Genomic DNA, 16,245 nt, shown 5'->3' with positions numbered 1-16,245 from the left:
TAAGTCATTGTATATTAAATTATATAACGAAAGTGGATGTTCGCATTTTTCTTGCTTAAGCGCTAGAATTGGCATTGAGAATGTCGTTTTGCATTAAACCATAGATATTGAAATTAACTCCTAGCCTCTGCGTCTAAGTCACCGTTTTACACAGCGATATGATGCTTTGGCCGTGGCCACTGAGTCACCAGGATGTAGGGCAGAAATGCCCGCGTCTCCCATATTTGGAAAGGTGTTATTGTGGAACAACTCGTAGATGCATTTGCCCGAAAATTTTATTATTTGAGACTGTCGATTACCGATGTCTGTAATTTCCGGTGTACGTATTGCCTGCCAGATGGTTATAAACCCCGCGGGCATCACTCCTTTTTGACATTACCTGAAATCCGTTTTGTTGGCCGGGCGTTTGCCGATCTTGGTACAGAGAAAATCCGTTTGACGGGGGGTGAGCCGACCATGCGCCGTGATTTCACGGATATCATTTCTGTCATCCGTGAAAATAAGTTAATCAGAACCCTTGCTGTAACCACCAATGGTTATCGGATGGAACGGAATGTTGCCGGGTGGAAAGAGGCTGGTTTAACCGCCGTGAATGTCAGTATGGACTCACTTGATCCCCGTCAGTTTCATGCGATTACCGGACAAGACAAATTCTTTCAGGTGATGCGTGGTATTGATGCGGCATTTGCAGCGGGTTTCAGTAAAGTGAAAGTCAACGTGGTGCTGATGAAAAACGTCAATGACATCAGTCTGCCGGCTTTTTTGCACTGGATAAAAGATCGTCCTATCCAGTTGAGATTTATTGAATTGATGGAAACCGGTGATGGCGGCGAAATGTTTCGCAAATACCACATTTCTGGCGAAACTATCCGGGAACGCTTGCTGCACGATGGCTGGCATCAGCTTCAACGCTCACGCAGTGATGGCCCGGCACAGGTTTTTAGCCATCCTGATTATCAGGGAGAAATCGGTCTGATTATGCCTTATGAGAAAGATTTCTGCCGAAGCTGTAATCGCTTGCGTGTTTCCGCAATAGGTAATCTTCACTTATGCCTGTTTGGTGAACAAGGGATACCACTGCGTGATTTGTTATCGAGTGAAGAGCAATTCAATGATTTGAAATTGCGTATTCAAGGGGGGCTGCGTCATAAACGGGAAACTCATTTCCTACATCAGGGGGACAGCGGTATTACCCCAAATCTTTCTGTTATTGGCGGCTAATTTACTGCCGGGTATTGTTGTTTTTTCAGGAGCAAAGAATGTCTCAATTGACCCACATTAATTCTACTGGTGAAGCCCATATGGTTGATGTCTCTGCTAAAGTCGAAACAGAACGTGAGGCGCGGGCAGAGGCTTTTATTGAAATGACGCCGGAAACACTGGCAATGATTATTGACGGCAGCCATCATAAAGGTGATGTGTTTGCAACAGCCCGGATTGCGGGTATTCAGGCGGCAAAACGTACATGGGAATTAATTCCACTTTGTCATCCATTACTGCTAACGAAAGTCGAAGTTCAGTTGGAAGCGCAGACAGAATATAGCCGGGTGAGAATAGAATCCTGTTGCCGTCTGACAGGAAAAACCGGCATTGAAATGGAGGCGCTGACAGCGGCATCCGTCGCGGCGCTGACTATTTATGATATGTGTAAAGCCGTACAGAAGGATATGGTCATCGGGCCGGTTCGTTTGCTGGAGAAATGGGGTGGGCGATTAGGGCATTTTAAGGTGGAATAATGATTAAAGTACTCTTTTTTGCTCAGGTACGTGAGCTGGTAGGGACTGATTCACTGGCGCTGGATAATAATTATCCCACCGTTGATGGCTTGAGAAAGGCATTAATATCAAAAGGTGAGCGTTGGGCTATGGCGCTGGAAGATGGAAAACTCCTGTCAGCAGTAAACCAAACTTTTGTTCATGGCGGGCATCCACTACAGGATGGTGATGAAGTGGCTTTTTTCCCACCGGTGACTGGGGGATGATTAATGGAAAACACGCGCATTTTTGTTGGTCCGGAAAATTTCAGTGTGGGGGATGAGTACCAATGGCTTTCTCAATGTGATGAAGATGGGGCTATCGTCACGTTCACAGGTAAAGTTCGTCATCATAATCTGGGTGACAGAGTGAGTGCACTGAGACTGGAACACTATCCCGGAATGACGGAAAAAGCGTTACAAAATATTGTCACCGAAGCACGGGATCGCTGGTCATTACAGCGCATCAGCGTTATCCATCGGATTGGTGTACTTTATCCTGGTGATGAAATTGTGTTTGTTGGTGTGACAAGCGGCCATCGGCATATGGCTTTTGAAGCTGCTGAATTTATTATGGATTATTTGAAAACAATGGCGCCTTTCTGGAAAAAAGAGTTCTTGTCTGATGGTGAACGTTGGGTTGAATCCCGCGAGAGCGATCAAGAAGCCGCGAAACGTTGGTTATAAAGGTATTTTCTATTTCTGCGAAACGCTTCGAAAACTGGTCAGATAGATGAACTGCTATACAAGTAATTATTGAATGGTTAATTGTTTTGATTATATTCTGTGATAATGTATAAAACTTGAGTGGGTTGTTGATATTAAACAACCTGAATTTTCTAAACACTGTCATAGAAGGTAAGCGCCATGGATCGTTATCCACGCTCAAATGGTTCTATAATCCAGCAGGCTGGAACCGGCCTGCAAACTTATATGGCCCAAGTTTATGGTTGGATGACTTGTGGCCTGTTGTTAACGGCGTTTGTGGCTTGGTATGCGTCACAAAGTCAGGCTGTTGTTGCATTTATTTTCTCAAACTCAATTGTTTTCTATGGGTTGATCATTGCTCAATTGGGACTGGTTTTCGTGCTTTCCGGTTTGATTAACCGTATGAATGGTTCATTAGCGACAGGGTTGTTTATGCTGTATTCAGCTCTGACCGGGCTGACGCTTTCCAGTATTTTTAAGATATATACTGATGGTTCCATTGCTACCACTTTTGTCGTGACTGCGGGCATGTTTGGGGCGCTGAGTTTTTATGGCTATACCACCAAACGTAGTCTGAGTGGCCTTGGTAGCTTCCTGTTTATGGGGCTTATCGGCATTATTCTGGCTTCTCTGGTTAACTATTGGTTGAAGAGTGAAATGTTGATGTGGGCGATAACCTACATTGGTGTGGTTATTTTTGCCGGTCTGACCGCTTACGACACTCAGAAACTGAAAGAGATGGGTGAAAATCTGGATGTGAATGATAAAGAGAGTTTGCGTAAATTCTCTATTGTCGGCGCACTGACCTTGTATCTGGACTTCATTAATATGTTCTTGATGCTGTTGCGTATTTTTGGCGATCGCCGTTAATTGATATTTTCAGTGTAGTTAAAATGATTTTAGCTACACTGAATTTTAGATTTATTTTCTAATAACAAAGAATTATATCGTTTTATTGATCTAAAAATTCACAATTATATTTTTGTGAATTGTGCTGACGCTTATATCAAAAAGAGTGTTTATTGAGTTAATAATATCTGAATAACAAGTGTGGTTATTTTTATGCTTAGTGATTCTTTTAAATTCGTTTAGCTGTTGATGGTGAGAAACGTCTATGAAGCATATCTTGAATGTGGATTAATTTCACATAATTCATATTTACTAGGGTGTCATTTCTGAAAATATAATAATGTTAATTATTATTAAATCAGTAATATAATTACAAGGGTTAATATGGGTTTTTATATAAATTATTTATGATTAATTGATTTCTGATTTTTTTCATGAGAATATAAATTTCTACAAAGGAAAGTTTTATTACACAGGGGCCATGACTCACGATATTCTCACAAGAGAATCAAATGGGATTTATTACATGAATAATAATCAGTTTATAAATTATAAGAAAATTATTAGCATCTCAGAAAGTGATTGGGAAAATGCAGAAAATAATAAGATATCAGGCTTAGATGTGAAAGTGTCTGGTATAAATTATATGACAGACCAATATGGTCGAGATTTTCATCATTTCTGTACTACATCATATCTTGGTCTGGATTATCATAAAGATATATTAAATGGTGCTATAGACGCAATAAAAGAAACAGGGTCACTTCGTATACCTAACTCGAAGAATAGGTGTAAACTTTCCATCTTGGAAAATTATGAACAGGAATTGTCAGCGTTATTTAATGCCGAATGTTTAAGTACATTATCATGTAGTTCTGCAAGTTCAGGTATATTGCCTTTGCTTGCATCGGGTGTTTTCACTGGAAACGTAAACCCGGTTATGGTATTTGACAAATATTCTCATTATTCTATGAATCATTTAAAGCCGTCATGCGCTGATGAAACAGATGTGATAACAGTCCCACATAACGATATGGGCTATCTTGAAGATATATGTAAAAGACATAAGAAAGTGGTTTATGTGGCAGATGGTCTATACAGTATGGGCGGTGTTGCTGACATAAGTTCAATTATGTATTTAAAAGAACGGTATGGGTTATTCACCTATTTGGATGATTCACATGCTTTATCTGCTATAGGAGATAAAGGTTGTGGATACATCAGGTCACATATTAAGGATCTGGATGAGAACGCCATTATCGTTGCTTCTTTGGCTAAATCATTTGCAGCCAGTGGTGGTTTAGTCATGTTGGGTAGTCGTAATCAAAAGAAACTCATTCATCGCTATGGTGGCCCGAGTAATTGGTCTCAGAGCCTAAATTCAGCAGCAATAGGGGCTGGAAGAGCTTCAATTAGGATACATTACAAGCCTGAGTTTAAAGCGCTTCAGGAAAAATTGAAAAAAAATATACAATTATTTGACAGCTTAATAACTACAGATCAATTTGGCAGTTCGACTGCAATACGATTAATTCAATGTGGTGATGCTTCGTTGGCAAATAAAACGGCTGCATTTCTAGCTGAAAATGGCTTTTTTACATCATCGGTTTTTTTCCCTGTCGTTCCTCAAGGGCGGGCGGCAATTAGAGTGACTCTCAGGGCTGACATGGAGAGTGACTTAATTAAACGCTTTTGTTATTTACTCACTGATTTCTTAAGAGAATCCTTATATCAAGAGAGTGTCACTTTAAATTCCCCAATCAGTGTATACCCTATGGATTTCAAGATGCATCGCGGCGGCAAGGGAGCGAATCCCCGAGAGCATAGATAACGATGTGACCGGGGTGAGTGAGCGCAGCCAACAAAGAGGCAACTTGAAAGATAACGGGTATAGCGTAAAGAAGATAATTTTATTGTGGGGGAGGGATAAAAATCTCATACCCCATATTAAATCTTCTGATTAAAATCATTTTCCAAAGTGTATAATACAATCGTCGGTTCATAAAAATGAAAAAAAATTTATTATTAATACCATGTATATCCATTTTTATAGCCCAACTTGGTATGACCATATATCTTCCTGCTGTACCTGAAATCGCATCAGACTTACACTTAAATATAAACCATACTTCATGGATGCTTTCATCATACTTAATTGGAATGGCTTCATTAATGCTGGTGTGGGGCGGAATATATGATTTTTTTGGGGAAAAGAAATCAATGTTTTGTGCCCTTATTATATTATTTGTATGTAGTGTGGGTGTAACGCTATCAACGAATATTTATTCTTTGATTTTAATTAGATTCTTTCAGGGAATTGGAGCCGGTGGAGTTTCTGTTATTGCCCGATCAATTTTGCGTGATAATTTTAGAGGAGATGAGTTGGCAAAAGCATTATCTTACTTATCTATAGCATTTGTCATTTCTTTGGGGATTGGGCAATCAATAGGCTCTATTATACTGACTATTTTGGGATGGAAATATATATTTTATGTTTTGGCTTTGGGATCATTAATGTCAATGCTGTGGTTGTCAGCAAAAAAATACAATCATAGTAAAAATGAAGAAAATTCAGTATATAAATATATCAATCTATTAAAAAATAAACATTATATATATGCAGTTTTCATTGGTGGAATTGGCTATGGTGCAATTATATCATTTAATATTATGGCTCCGTTGATTTTTAAGTTTAATTTTTTATGGTCGGAAAGCCAGTATGGAATTATAGGAATTCCAATCAGTATGTCTTATTTGCTTGGAACGATAATTTTAAATCGATACATAGTATATTGCGGTAGATCTAATCTCATGAAAATAGGAATAATCTTAATTCTTATCGGTGGTGTAGTTATGTTTGTTGGGAGTATTGTGGGAGGGATTCTGGAGATAATACTATACAGTGCTTATTTCTTAGTTGTTCTTGGGCAAGCGATAAACTACCCGATCAGTTTATCTATTGCCTCAGATAAAACATCTGTAACAGGTTCTTCTGTGATGGCATTAATTGGTTTTATTCATCAAATCATAGCCGCATTTGTTGGTGGTATAACCGGTCTCTTTTCATATAAAGAATCTTATATGCTTCCTTTAACGATAATGGTGTTATCATCATTTTCACTATTTCTGTTTTATAAAGTTAATAAAAAATCTGAGAAATGATTATTGTCATGTATAAGCTAAAGTCTGGTTTCTCTTTGATGTCTGGCTCAATTGGTTAACATCTGTATAAAAATACGCTGATTGTTCGTAACGTTGTAGGTGTCTACCACCGATATTTTGGTGGTAGGTTACATATTTCATTTCTATTCTTTGATTTAGGCAATTTTCCGCCGGAATAACCAATAGGCAAGATTACCTGTTGTGACCGTGATTGCCAGAAGGGGCCACAGGCTTCTCCAGATAACAGCGAAATCGGCGTCTTTGAGATAAATCTGCTTGGTTATGTCATTAAAATGCCAGATAGGATTAACCCAGGTGAGATTTTGTAACCATCCAGGCATATTTTCAACCGGAGAAATATAGCCGGAGATCAAGATGGCGGGCATGATAAAAACAAATACGCCAATAAACGCCTGTTGCTGAGTGTAACAAAGAGAAGAGATTAACAAGCCAAATCCCACCAGCGATAAGCTGTATATCAAAATGGATAAATAGAACAGCGGTAGTGAGCCGGAAAATGGGATTTGATAGCAAAAGATACCAATAGCCAGCACTAAAGTTGCCTGAAAAGTAGCCACGATTACAGCGGGAACCGCTTTACCAATGAAAATCTGCCAGGTGGTCATAGGTGAAACCAGTAATTGATCCAGCGTTCCTTGCTCTCTTTCGCGGGCAATTGACAATGCAGTGACCGTTAATATTCCGGCTGTGGTAATCAGGGCAACCAGAGAAGGCACGACAAACCATTTATAATCCAGATTGGGGTTATACCAGTTGCGGATCACCAATTCACTGTTATTGGCTTTCGGTATATTACCCATTAGCTCTTGTTGATAGTTCAGGACAATTTCCTGGATATAGCCGGCAGCAATTTGAGCACTGTTAGAATTACGACCATCCAGCAGTACCTGAAGAGAAACGGGATCATGGCTGGCAATTTTAGCACTGAAATTTTGTGGAAAACGAACCAGTAGTAAGGCTTTTTGGTGATCGATTATTGGCTGTATCTCTTGTGAATGGGTCAACAATATTACGTCAGGAAATGCTTTTGATTTTGCCAATCGTTGAGTCAGTTCGATAGAGGCTTTGCCTTTGTCTTCATCAAAAATAGCAATGGTAGCGTTGGTAACATCAAGTGTTGCTGATAGTGGAAATAGGATCATCTGAAAGATAACCGGCATAACCAATATGGCCCGTGTCTGTGGATCTTTGAACAGAGACTGTAATTCTTTAATAATCAGTGTGTAAAGACGATAAAACATGGTAATTCCTTCTTAATCCAGGCGCCGTGGGGTTTTCCATGCAGTCAGACCAATAAACAAAATCGCGGAGGCAATCAGCAGTAACAGGTTTATCATCAATACCGTACTGATATTTCCAGCCAGAAAGAGCGTGTGCAGACTACTGACAAAATATCGGGCAGGAATGAAATAGGTCACTGCCTGAATAAACGCAGGCATGCTGTTTATTTCAAAAATAAAACCGGAAAGCATAATTGCAGGCAGAAAGGCGACATTCAACGCTATCATTGCCGCATTAAATTGGTTGCGTGTAATGGTGGAGATTAAAAGCCCGATACCAAGGGCCGTCGCCAGGTAGAGACTGGTGATCGCAGACAATATCCATAGCGAACCTCGATAGGGGACACCCAGCACAAATACAGCCACCAGCATACAGAGCGTCATGGCGAGCGATCCAAGCACTTGATAAGGCAGAAGCTTGGAAAGCAGTAATTCGGTACGGGTAATTTGGGTGGAAAGCAGGGCTTCCATCGTACCGCGCTCCCATTCACGGGCAACAACCAATGATGTCAGAATAGCACCAACGACGGTGAGGATAATGGTGATTGCGCCGGGAATGATGAAATGCTGGCTGATGGTTGCCGGATTGAACCAATAACGGACTTGTATATCAATCAATGGATTAGCTGGGTTTCCCTGATCTTGCCCCTTTTGTTGTAACCAAATCTGCCATATGCCTTTGGCGTAACTTTGTACAAAGCTTGCGGTATTCGGTTCACTGCCGTCAGTAATGATTTGAATTTGTGCTTTACCATCAGAGCGGGCAAGTTGAGCATCAAAATTCACAGGAATGACAACCAGCCCACGTATCTCCCCTGATTGCATCATATTAATTAATTGCTGACGATTATTGCTGATTTTAGGTTCAATATAAGGCGAGCCGGCAAAAGCCTGTATCAACTCACGGGCATCTTCGCTTTGTTGTTCCGCCAGAATACCAATGCGGACTGTGCTGGAGTCGAGATTAATGCCATATCCAAAGATAAACAGCAGAATCAGTGGAATGACAATAGAAATTAGCCCGCTGGTGGGATCACGTAAGATCTGTTTTGTCTCTTTGACACAAAGTGCTTTCAGTCGCCACCACGAGAAGCGGACAGCCTTCTGTGGAGCATGTTGCTTTGGATTGCTCATTGTGGCCCCTCGTCGTAGTTAACGACCAGATCAATAAATGCCTGTTCCATTGATGGATCAGGGTTTTCATCGGTAGCGACCAACTGTTTCAAATCGTCCGGTGTGCCGGTGGCAATCAGTTTACCGCGAAATACCAGCCCTATCCGGTCACAATATTCTGCTTCATCCATAAAGTGGGTGGTCACCATAACGGTGACGCCTTTATCTACCATGCCATTGATATGTAACCAGAATTCACGTCGTATTTGTGGATCGACACCCGAAGTCGGCTCGTCCAGAAACAGAATATCTGGTTCATGCATCAGTGAGCAGGACAGGGCAAGGCGTTGTTTATATCCCAATGGCAATTCGTCGGTTGTCTGATGTAAAACAGATTTGAGATTGAAAGCTTCGACCATTCCGTCAATTTTCTCTTTTTGCCTGCGCCCTTGCAGGCCATAAATACCTGAAAAGAATTTCAGGTTCTGTTCGACCGTCAAGTTACCGTACAGTGAAAATTTTTGCGCCATATAACCCAGATGCTGACGGGCTTTCCCGGAACGGGTCTTCAAATCCATCCCTAATACCAGCGCTTTACCGCCAGTTGGCACCATGAGTCCGCACATCATTTTAAACGTCGTGGATTTACCGGCACCGTTAGGCCCAAGCAGGCCAAAGATTTCGCCGCGTTTCACCTGAAAATCAACATGATCAGTGGCAGCAAAATCACCAAATTTCTTGGTTAAATCCTGTGCTTCAATCACCGTTTCGGTGGGATTAGCGTCAATCTGTGGCATGATTTCTGCCAGTTCCGAGCGGCGGGCAGGATCACCGCCGAGTAAATCAATAAAAGCATCTTCAAAGTGGGGAGCCGCTTTAATGATTTCAGCATCAGGTAGTTCGAGCTGATTAAGCAGTTCTTGCGGTGAGACATCAGGTTTAAGAATAAGACGAACATATTTTCCCTGAATCACGCTATCGGTTACCTGTGGCAAAATAAGAGCACGTTGCAGTGTTTTTCTGCGGGAATTCTGTTTGGTGCCAAGCAGGAAAGAGCGCCCGGACATTGTTTGGGTCAGTTTCTGTGGTTGCCCGTTATAGAGCAATTTTCCCTGGTTGAGTAACAGGACATCGCGGCACCGTTCAGCTTCATCCAAATAGGAAGTACTCCAGAGGATCAGCATGCCATCATCTGCCAGTTCGTGAACCATCCGCCAGAGTTCGCGGCGAGCTATTGGGTCAACACCAACTCCGGGTTCGTCCAGTAGCAGAACTTTGGGCTTGCCGAGCAGAGTACAGGCCAGCCCCAGTTTTTGCTTCATGCCGCCTGAAAGCTTGCCCGCCAGTCGTCCGGTAAAATGGGTCAGGTCAGTAAAAGTGAGTAATTGCTCATAGGTTTTTTTACGTTCATCACCCAGTACACCGCGCAAATCTGCATACAGATTCAGGTTTTCTAAAACCGTCAGATCTTCATACAGGCCAAATTTCTGGGGCATATAGCCCAGTTCAAAGCGTACTTGTACACCATGTTTAATCGGATCAAGCCCCATTATTTCAATAGAACCACTATCTGGTTTCAGTAAGCCAGCCAACATGCGTATCAGCGTGGTTTTTCCTGCCCCATCCGGCCCTACAAGCCCGGTCACAGAGCCGCCATAGATCTCTGCGGTCAAGCTGGATATCGCAGGATTATTCAGACCAGGAAACGTTTTCTCTACTTTTTCTAACCTTATCGTATATGCAGAGCTGTTCATCACAGCTCCTTATGCGTCTGAATCAGGAAAATGCAGGGTAACCGGCATTCCTTGACGCAGGAAATCATCCGGGTCAGTAACGATAATGCGTAACCGATAGACCAAATCAGTGCGCAGATCCGGTGTCTCTACATTCTTTGGTGTAAATTCGGCTGTCGGTGAAATAAAGCCAATTTTACCGTGATAGGGCTGATCTTTACGGCTGTCAGTGTAGAGTAAAATTTCACGTCCTGGTGTTGCTTGTCCAAGATGGCTTTCACTGATATAGGCTCTTACCCAAACGGGATGGGTCAGAGAAAGCGTAAACACGGTATTGCCCGCCGCCAGCATTGTGCCCGGTTCAATGGCGCGGGTCAGGATAGCGCCGGATGAGGGGGAAGTCAGGTAAGTATCTTGTAAGTCCAGTTCAGACTGAGCAACCGCCGCTTCGGCTTGAGCAAGCTGGCCTTTGGTTTCTGCAATTTCTTCTTTACGGTAGCCGGTTTCAAACTGGTTCAGTTTATCTTTCGCCGCTTGTAAAGCAGCCAGCGCCTGATTGCGGTTAGTTTTGGCATTATCCAGCTCGTTGGCGGAAATCATTTTACTTTGCCATAAACCTTGTTGGCGTTTGAAGAAACTATCAGCAAAATGCCAGGCGGCCTCACGTTGTGTCACTTCTGAACGTACTTGGGCAACTTCTTCTGTGCGATAACCCTCTTCCATCATAGCCAGACGTGCTTTAGCGCTATCGCGTGTGGCTTTCGCTTTATTAAGTGCGTTAATAAATGGCGCATTGTCCAGCAGGCCGATCACCTGATTAGCATTGATAACATCACCTTCATCAACTTGCAGGCTGGCAAGTTTACCACCAACCCGGAAGCTAAGATTGACAGTGCGTATGTCTACGTTGCCGTAAAGTGTCAGCGTTTTATCATTTTTATCATTTTTATTTTGATAATAGTAACTTCCTAAAATAGCACCAAAAATAACAGCGACAACCAATATTGTGAGGGCGAGTTTCTTGTTGTTCATGATCTTCCTTATTCTTTTATTTATTTGAATTATATTTTTTCAGTCCATTCAGTAATAAATCAATATGCTGGATGAGGATCTGATCAATTAATTTGTATTCTTCTGGCCCGATATTATTCCAGCCTGTCTGACGTAATAAGGTTTCCTGCGCCATTCGGAAAGAGAGAATTTCCCCCATCAGAGCATGAGTATGGAGCATAGTAGAAAGTTGATGTTCATCGGCGTCGATATAGCTGGCGATCAATTTATTTAACCTGTTGTGGAGAGGCGCCAGAGCCTGCTCATGGATGAGGGTATAAGCATCAGTAGGTGCGAGTTGTTCTCTGGCCATGATCCGGCTGATATTCATGCTCTCTTTTTCAATCATCAGGCGGTTAACGCCGAGAAATCCTTGGTGAATCATCCTCAATATATTGTCTGGTGAGTAAGGTGCTGATGATGAAAAAAAATCATCAATCTCTTTAAAAAGATGAGTGAACTCAGTCTTTATTGTATCCGTAATATACTGGGCAACGGCCTGATAGAGCCCCTCCTTAGAGCCAAAATAGTAAGCTATGGCAGCAATGTTCTGTTGAGCGCGTAATGCGATTTTTCTGGTTGTCGCGCCGGTTAATCCTGATTTACCAAAAATTTCAAGAGCGGCTTCGAGTAGCTGCTGTTTGGCTTGCCCGCCTCTGGGGGTTTGGGTGTTGTTGACTGACATGGACATGAATCCTATTGCAAGTGATCAAAAGACTTAAACAAAATATCAATCATATGCTTAACTCTATACTTATAGTAAATCAATGTAAATTGCATAAAAATGTCATGGATCATGAAAACTACGGGGCAAATACCTGTAGTTTTAGTTGCATTATCAGAAAGTATATCTGGTATAATAGTCGAGATATGGAGCATTGCAGTTTGTGTTTTTTCCTTTTGTGGTATTTACCGCGTCTGATTTTTCTTCCCATAAAACTGCCCCTGAATGTAGTTCAGGAATGGTGAAGTCTGGAGTATTTCTTATTTATGAGTTTTGAATCACTTGGCTTAAGTGCTGATATTTTGCGTGCCATTGAAGAACAAGGTTATTCAGCGCCAACGCCAATCCAACAGCAGGCAATCCCTGTTGTATTAGCAGGTAGAGATTTATTAGCGAGCGCTCAGACAGGTACAGGTAAAACCGCAGGTTTTACTTTACCCATGCTGCAACGGCTTAATGATTCCCCTGTTCAGATGAAAGGGCGCAGGCCGATCAGAGCGTTAGTCCTGACACCAACCCGTGAACTGGCTGCTCAGGTTGGTGAAAATGTATGTGACTACAGCAAACACCTCAGACTGCGTTCTCTGGTGGTTTTTGGTGGTGTCAGTATTAACCCTCAGATGATGAAATTGCGTGGTGGTGTTGATATTTTGGTCGCGACGCCAGGCCGTTTACTGGATCTTGAACACCAGAATGCGGTTGATTTATCGCGGGTGGAAATTCTGGTATTGGATGAAGCCGACCGTATGCTGGACATGGGTTTTATCCATGATATCCGTCGGGTACTGAATAAGTTACCCCCGAAACGGCAAAATCTACTGTTTTCTGCTACCTTCTCTGACGATATCAAAAATTTAGCCAATAAATTATTGCATAATCCTGTCAGTGTCGAGGTTGCACGCCGTAACTCCGCCTCTGAACAGATTGAACAATTTGTTCATTTTGTCGATAAAAAGCGTAAAGGTGAGCTGCTTTCTTTCCTGATCGGCAGCCGTAACTGGCAACAGGTTTTGGTCTTTACCCGTACCAAACATGGCGCAAATCGTTTGGCAGAACAGTTAAATAAGGATGGCGTAACCGCTTCAGCCATTCATGGTAACAAAAGCCAGGGGGCGAGAACCCGTGCGCTGGCTGATTTTAAAGATGGCCGGATCAGGGTGCTGGTAGCGACAGATATTGCTGCCCGTGGTCTGGACATTGATCAATTGCCTCATGTCGTGAATTTTGAATTGCCTAATGTTTCTGAGGATTATGTCCACCGTATTGGTCGTACTGGTCGGGCAGATGCGACAGGGCAGGCACTTTCTCTGGTATGTGTTGATGAGCACAAGTTACTGAAAGATATTGAACGCCTGCTGAAGCGGGAGATTCCCCGCATGGCGATTTCCGGATATGAGCCAGATCCAACCATCAAGGCTGAACCTATTCAGAATGGTCGCCAGGGGCGTGGCGATAATCAGCAGAAAAATAGCCATCGCCGTTCTGGAGCACCTTCGCATCAGCGCAGTCGTAAGCATGCGGATGCATCGAATAAAGCGTCTAATGCCAGAGGTTAGTTAATGCGGGTTTTGCTGGCTCCGATGGAAGGGGTGCTGGATTCTTTGGTCAGGGAACTTCTGAGTGAAGTCAATGAGTATGATCTGTGCATTACGGAGTTCTTGCGGGTTGTCGATAGCCTGTTGCCGGTAAAATCGTTTTATAAGCTTTGCCCTGAATTACATAACCAAAGCCGGACACCGTCCGGCACTTTGGTGCGGGTTCAGCTCCTGGGTCAATATCCGCAATGGTTGGCGGAAAATGCGGCACGGGCGGTTGAATTAGGTTCCTATGGGGCTGATTTAAATTGCGGTTGTCCGTCAAAAGCGGTTAATGGCAGTGGTGGCGGAGCAACGTTGCTGAAAGATCCTGAACTGATTTATCAGGGGGCAAAAGCGATGCGTGAAGCTGTACCTTCTCATTTACCTGTGACGGTCAAGGTTCGTTTGGGGTGGGATAATGGTGATCGGCAATTCGAAATTGCTGACGCAGTACAACAAGCGGGTGCAACGGAAATAACGATTCATGGGCGAACCAAAGAGGATGGTTATAAAGCGGAACGTATTAACTGGCAAGCGATTGGTGAAATTCGTCAGCGCCTTGCTATTCCGGTGATTGCCAATGGTGAGATTTGGGATTGGCAAAGTGCGCAGGATTGTATCAATGTGACAGGCTGTGATGCTGTCATGATTGGTCGAGGAGCGCTTAATGTTCCCAATTTGAGCAGAGTGGTGAAATATAACGAACCAAAAATGCCCTGGCAGGGCGTGGTTCAATTACTGCAAAAATATGTCCGGTTGGAAAAGCAAGGGGATACCGGGCAATATCATGTTGCCCGAATTAAACAGTGGCTCGGTTATTTGCGGAAAGAGTATGAAGAAGCGTTAACACTCTTTGAAGAGATAAGGAAATTAAAAACGTCTGCTGATATAGCACATGTGATTTCGGTGTTGTGACAAAATATTATCATAAACATCTCAATATGCTGATTATATGAATGAGTGTTCTTTTAGCCGATTATTACAATAAATGGAACCTCTAATCAAGGTTCCATTTTTGCTAAATCAAGAAAGATTAAATTAGGGTAAGATTATCTGGTATCGACTGCTCCATCTTGGATCATAGATGAAAAAAGATAATTAATATTGCGGGCAAGGCCATCATTAATCACAACAATATCATAATTAGTCGATGGATTAGAGTTATCGTTAACTTGAATTAAACTCATACCATACTCTTTGGCATATGCGTCGATATGTTGAAACACGAGCTGTTCAATTAAACCCGGAGAAGGATCTAACATCGGTGTAGTGAAAGGAAAATCTGGAAAAAGTTGGGTGTAGTTTTTATCTTTCACTAGTAAGAGATAACCGCTAACAGGCAAAAATAATATGGGGTAGAGAGCTTTAATTTCTTCTAATCCTTTTGTATGCCAGGCTAGGGAAACGATATCTGTACGATTATGGATCCTGAGAAATTGACTTTCATAGCTCGGTAGAGATGTTCCGTTAAAAACAGATTTGGTATAGGATGCAAAAACATCGTTACCGGCAGTTGGGGCAGCAAAAGAGCAAGCGTTAATACGAATATTATTGTTTCCTTTATTAAGGTAGCGCCTCTTTAAATACAACCCAAGAGTAGAAGCGATTACACCACCTAAACTGTGCCCTGTAAGAGTAATATTTTGTACCCCGTCTTCCAGTGCAATTTTATCAATTGCATTGATCAGCGATTCCTGATAGCCAGGCGTGTTATTACTTTTTATTTGGTTGATAATATAGTCTAGCGCTATGTGCATTCCCTTTGAGATTTTTGCATTTGCAGGGGCTTTTGAGTCCCAAATTGACCAGTTTTCAGTTTTACCCACATTAAAGTTTTCATCATACCAGTTGACATCAGACCATGATCCGCGAATGACAATTCGATAGTCATTTGGGGTTTTGAGATCTTTCACCATGAATAAAACGTGATCATCTTTCTTATCGGCAACACTTGTTTTTTTATCAACACTACCAACACGAAAAACAGCAGGTCCCCAAACGAGAGAGAACCTATTTTTTGTTGCCTTACTGCGTGCTAATGATTTTTTAATATTTTCTGAAACGAGAGTGGGGTTGGGTTGGTGCGTTATTATACTTCCTGAATTACTAATAAAGCTTAACGCGAGATTTATTTTTTGATCTTCAATAGAAATAGTCATTTTTACTTCCGATTTTTTATATGATAAATATTGATCTGATTCTTCAATTTAAGTATCAAGAATCAATTGTTTTTGTCTTTCATTCTTAAAAACAAAATTAAAATTGATAATAACCT

Annotated in this window: 15 protein-coding genes and 1 riboswitch; of the genes, 9 read left to right on the top strand and 6 right to left on the bottom strand. The window is 42.0% G+C overall.

Annotation, left to right across the window (positions count from 1 at the left end; genetic code table 11):
* Positions 1-105: 105 nt before the first annotated feature.
* Positions 106-251, top strand: a riboswitch (molybdenum cofactor riboswitch).
* From moaA to ACUN2T_RS17255, 7 genes are all read left to right on the top strand, one after another.
* The gene (gene moaA, locus ACUN2T_RS17285; RefSeq protein WP_445497906.1) at positions 238-1,221 is read left to right on the top strand and encodes a GTP 3',8-cyclase MoaA; all 984 of its coding nucleotides are present in this window, start codon (positions 238-240) and stop codon (positions 1,219-1,221) included. Its footprint overlaps the riboswitch before it by 14 nt.
* A 38-nt stretch (positions 1,222-1,259) precedes the next feature.
* Entirely contained in the window at positions 1,260-1,736 is a 477-nt protein-coding gene (gene moaC, locus ACUN2T_RS17280; protein ID WP_445494227.1) for a cyclic pyranopterin monophosphate synthase MoaC, read from the top strand.
* Positions 1,736-1,981: a molybdopterin synthase sulfur carrier subunit gene (gene moaD, locus ACUN2T_RS17275; protein WP_445494226.1), complete on the top strand. Its 246-nt coding sequence runs from the start codon at positions 1,736-1,738 to the stop codon at positions 1,979-1,981. The genes moaC and moaD overlap by 1 nt, the downstream gene beginning before the upstream one ends.
* A 3-nt stretch (positions 1,982-1,984) precedes the next feature.
* Positions 1,985-2,440, top strand: coding sequence for a molybdopterin synthase catalytic subunit MoaE (gene moaE / locus ACUN2T_RS17270; protein WP_445494225.1), 456 nt, complete (start codon positions 1,985-1,987; stop codon positions 2,438-2,440).
* Positions 2,441-2,620: 180 nt separating this feature from the next.
* Positions 2,621-3,331, top strand: coding sequence for a Bax inhibitor-1/YccA family protein (locus ACUN2T_RS17265; protein WP_445494224.1), 711 nt, complete (start codon positions 2,621-2,623; stop codon positions 3,329-3,331).
* A gap of 505 nt (positions 3,332-3,836) precedes the next feature.
* Complete coding sequence (locus ACUN2T_RS17260) at positions 3,837-5,141, top strand: 8-amino-7-oxononanoate synthase family protein (RefSeq protein WP_445494223.1); 1,305 nt, start codon at positions 3,837-3,839, stop codon at positions 5,139-5,141.
* A 176-nt stretch (positions 5,142-5,317) separates the two neighbouring features.
* Positions 5,318-6,472: an MFS transporter gene (locus ACUN2T_RS17255; protein ID WP_445494222.1), complete on the top strand. Its 1,155-nt coding sequence runs from the start codon at positions 5,318-5,320 to the stop codon at positions 6,470-6,472.
* Between the two features lie 155 nt (positions 6,473-6,627).
* Here ACUN2T_RS17255 and ACUN2T_RS17250 read toward each other — a convergent pair whose 3' ends face one another.
* The 5 genes from ACUN2T_RS17250 to cecR are packed head-to-tail and all read right to left on the bottom strand — an operon-like array spanning position 6,628 to position 12,354.
* On the bottom strand, positions 6,628-7,734 hold the full coding sequence (locus tag ACUN2T_RS17250) for an ABC transporter permease (RefSeq protein ID WP_445494221.1): 1,107 nt from the start codon (positions 7,732-7,734) through the stop codon (positions 6,628-6,630).
* A 12-nt stretch (positions 7,735-7,746) separates the two neighbouring features.
* Positions 7,747-8,907: an ABC transporter permease gene (locus ACUN2T_RS17245; RefSeq protein WP_445494220.1), complete on the bottom strand. Its 1,161-nt coding sequence runs from the start codon at positions 8,905-8,907 to the stop codon at positions 7,747-7,749.
* A complete protein-coding gene (locus ACUN2T_RS17240; protein ID WP_445494219.1) occupies positions 8,904-10,640 on the bottom strand; it encodes an ATP-binding cassette domain-containing protein in 1,737 nt (578 codons plus the stop codon). The genes ACUN2T_RS17245 and ACUN2T_RS17240 overlap by 4 nt, the downstream gene beginning before the upstream one ends.
* Positions 10,641-10,649: 9 nt before the next feature.
* Positions 10,650-11,651 carry a secretion protein HlyD gene (gene hlyD / locus ACUN2T_RS17235; RefSeq protein ID WP_445494218.1) on the bottom strand — a complete coding sequence of 334 codons (1,002 nt, stop codon included), beginning with the start codon at positions 11,649-11,651 and terminating at the stop codon, positions 10,650-10,652.
* Positions 11,652-11,667: 16 nt separating this feature from the next.
* Complete coding sequence (cecR, locus tag ACUN2T_RS17230) at positions 11,668-12,354, bottom strand: transcriptional regulator CecR (RefSeq protein WP_445494217.1); 687 nt, start codon at positions 12,352-12,354, stop codon at positions 11,668-11,670.
* 305 nt (positions 12,355-12,659) lie between these two features.
* On the opposite strand from cecR, the gene rhlE reads away from it, so the two are divergent.
* Together rhlE and dusC are read left to right on the top strand one after the other, a co-directional pair.
* On the top strand, positions 12,660-13,949 hold the full coding sequence (rhlE, locus tag ACUN2T_RS17225; RefSeq protein ID WP_445494215.1) for an ATP-dependent RNA helicase RhlE: 1,290 nt from the start codon (positions 12,660-12,662) through the stop codon (positions 13,947-13,949).
* A gap of 3 nt (positions 13,950-13,952) precedes the next feature.
* Positions 13,953-14,885: a tRNA dihydrouridine(16) synthase DusC gene (gene dusC / locus ACUN2T_RS17220; RefSeq protein ID WP_445494214.1), complete on the top strand. Its 933-nt coding sequence runs from the start codon at positions 13,953-13,955 to the stop codon at positions 14,883-14,885.
* A gap of 134 nt (positions 14,886-15,019) precedes the next feature.
* On the opposite strand, the gene ACUN2T_RS17215 is transcribed toward dusC, so the two are convergent.
* A complete protein-coding gene (locus tag ACUN2T_RS17215; RefSeq protein WP_445494213.1) occupies positions 15,020-16,129 on the bottom strand; it encodes a lipase family protein in 1,110 nt (369 codons plus the stop codon).
* Positions 16,130-16,245: the final 116 nt, after the last annotated feature.

It is taken from the genome of Photorhabdus machadonis, from assembly GCF_052657765.1.
The sequence above is the reverse complement of the archived record's forward strand: the minus strand, read 5'-3'. Positions and strand labels throughout refer to the sequence as shown.

Excerpts from the sequence above, each read along its gene's own strand:
- ACUN2T_RS17250 (WP_445494221.1), bottom strand. The coding sequence starts at position 7,734 with ATGTTTTATCGTCTTTACACACTGATTATTAAAGAATTACAGTCTCTG.
- cecR (WP_445494217.1), bottom strand. The coding sequence starts at position 12,354 with ATGTCAGTCAACAACACCCAAACCCCCAGAGGCGGGCAAGCCAAACAG.
- ACUN2T_RS17240 (WP_445494219.1), bottom strand. The coding sequence starts at position 10,640 with ATGAACAGCTCTGCATATACGATAAGGTTAGAAAAAGTAGAGAAAACG.
- hlyD (WP_445494218.1), bottom strand. The coding sequence starts at position 11,651 with ATGAACAACAAGAAACTCGCCCTCACAATATTGGTTGTCGCTGTTATT.
- ACUN2T_RS17215 (WP_445494213.1), bottom strand. The coding sequence starts at position 16,129 with ATGACTATTTCTATTGAAGATCAAAAAATAAATCTCGCGTTAAGCTTT.
- moaC (WP_445494227.1), top strand. The coding sequence starts at position 1,260 with ATGTCTCAATTGACCCACATTAATTCTACTGGTGAAGCCCATATGGTT.
- dusC (WP_445494214.1), top strand. The coding sequence starts at position 13,953 with ATGCGGGTTTTGCTGGCTCCGATGGAAGGGGTGCTGGATTCTTTGGTC.
- rhlE (WP_445494215.1), top strand. The coding sequence starts at position 12,660 with ATGAGTTTTGAATCACTTGGCTTAAGTGCTGATATTTTGCGTGCCATT.
- ACUN2T_RS17255 (WP_445494222.1), top strand. The coding sequence starts at position 5,318 with ATGAAAAAAAATTTATTATTAATACCATGTATATCCATTTTTATAGCC.
- ACUN2T_RS17265 (WP_445494224.1), top strand. The coding sequence starts at position 2,621 with ATGGATCGTTATCCACGCTCAAATGGTTCTATAATCCAGCAGGCTGGA.
- moaD (WP_445494226.1), top strand. The coding sequence starts at position 1,736 with ATGATTAAAGTACTCTTTTTTGCTCAGGTACGTGAGCTGGTAGGGACT.
- ACUN2T_RS17260 (WP_445494223.1), top strand. The coding sequence starts at position 3,837 with ATGAATAATAATCAGTTTATAAATTATAAGAAAATTATTAGCATCTCA.
- ACUN2T_RS17245 (WP_445494220.1), bottom strand. The coding sequence starts at position 8,907 with ATGAGCAATCCAAAGCAACATGCTCCACAGAAGGCTGTCCGCTTCTCG.
- moaE (WP_445494225.1), top strand. The coding sequence starts at position 1,985 with ATGGAAAACACGCGCATTTTTGTTGGTCCGGAAAATTTCAGTGTGGGG.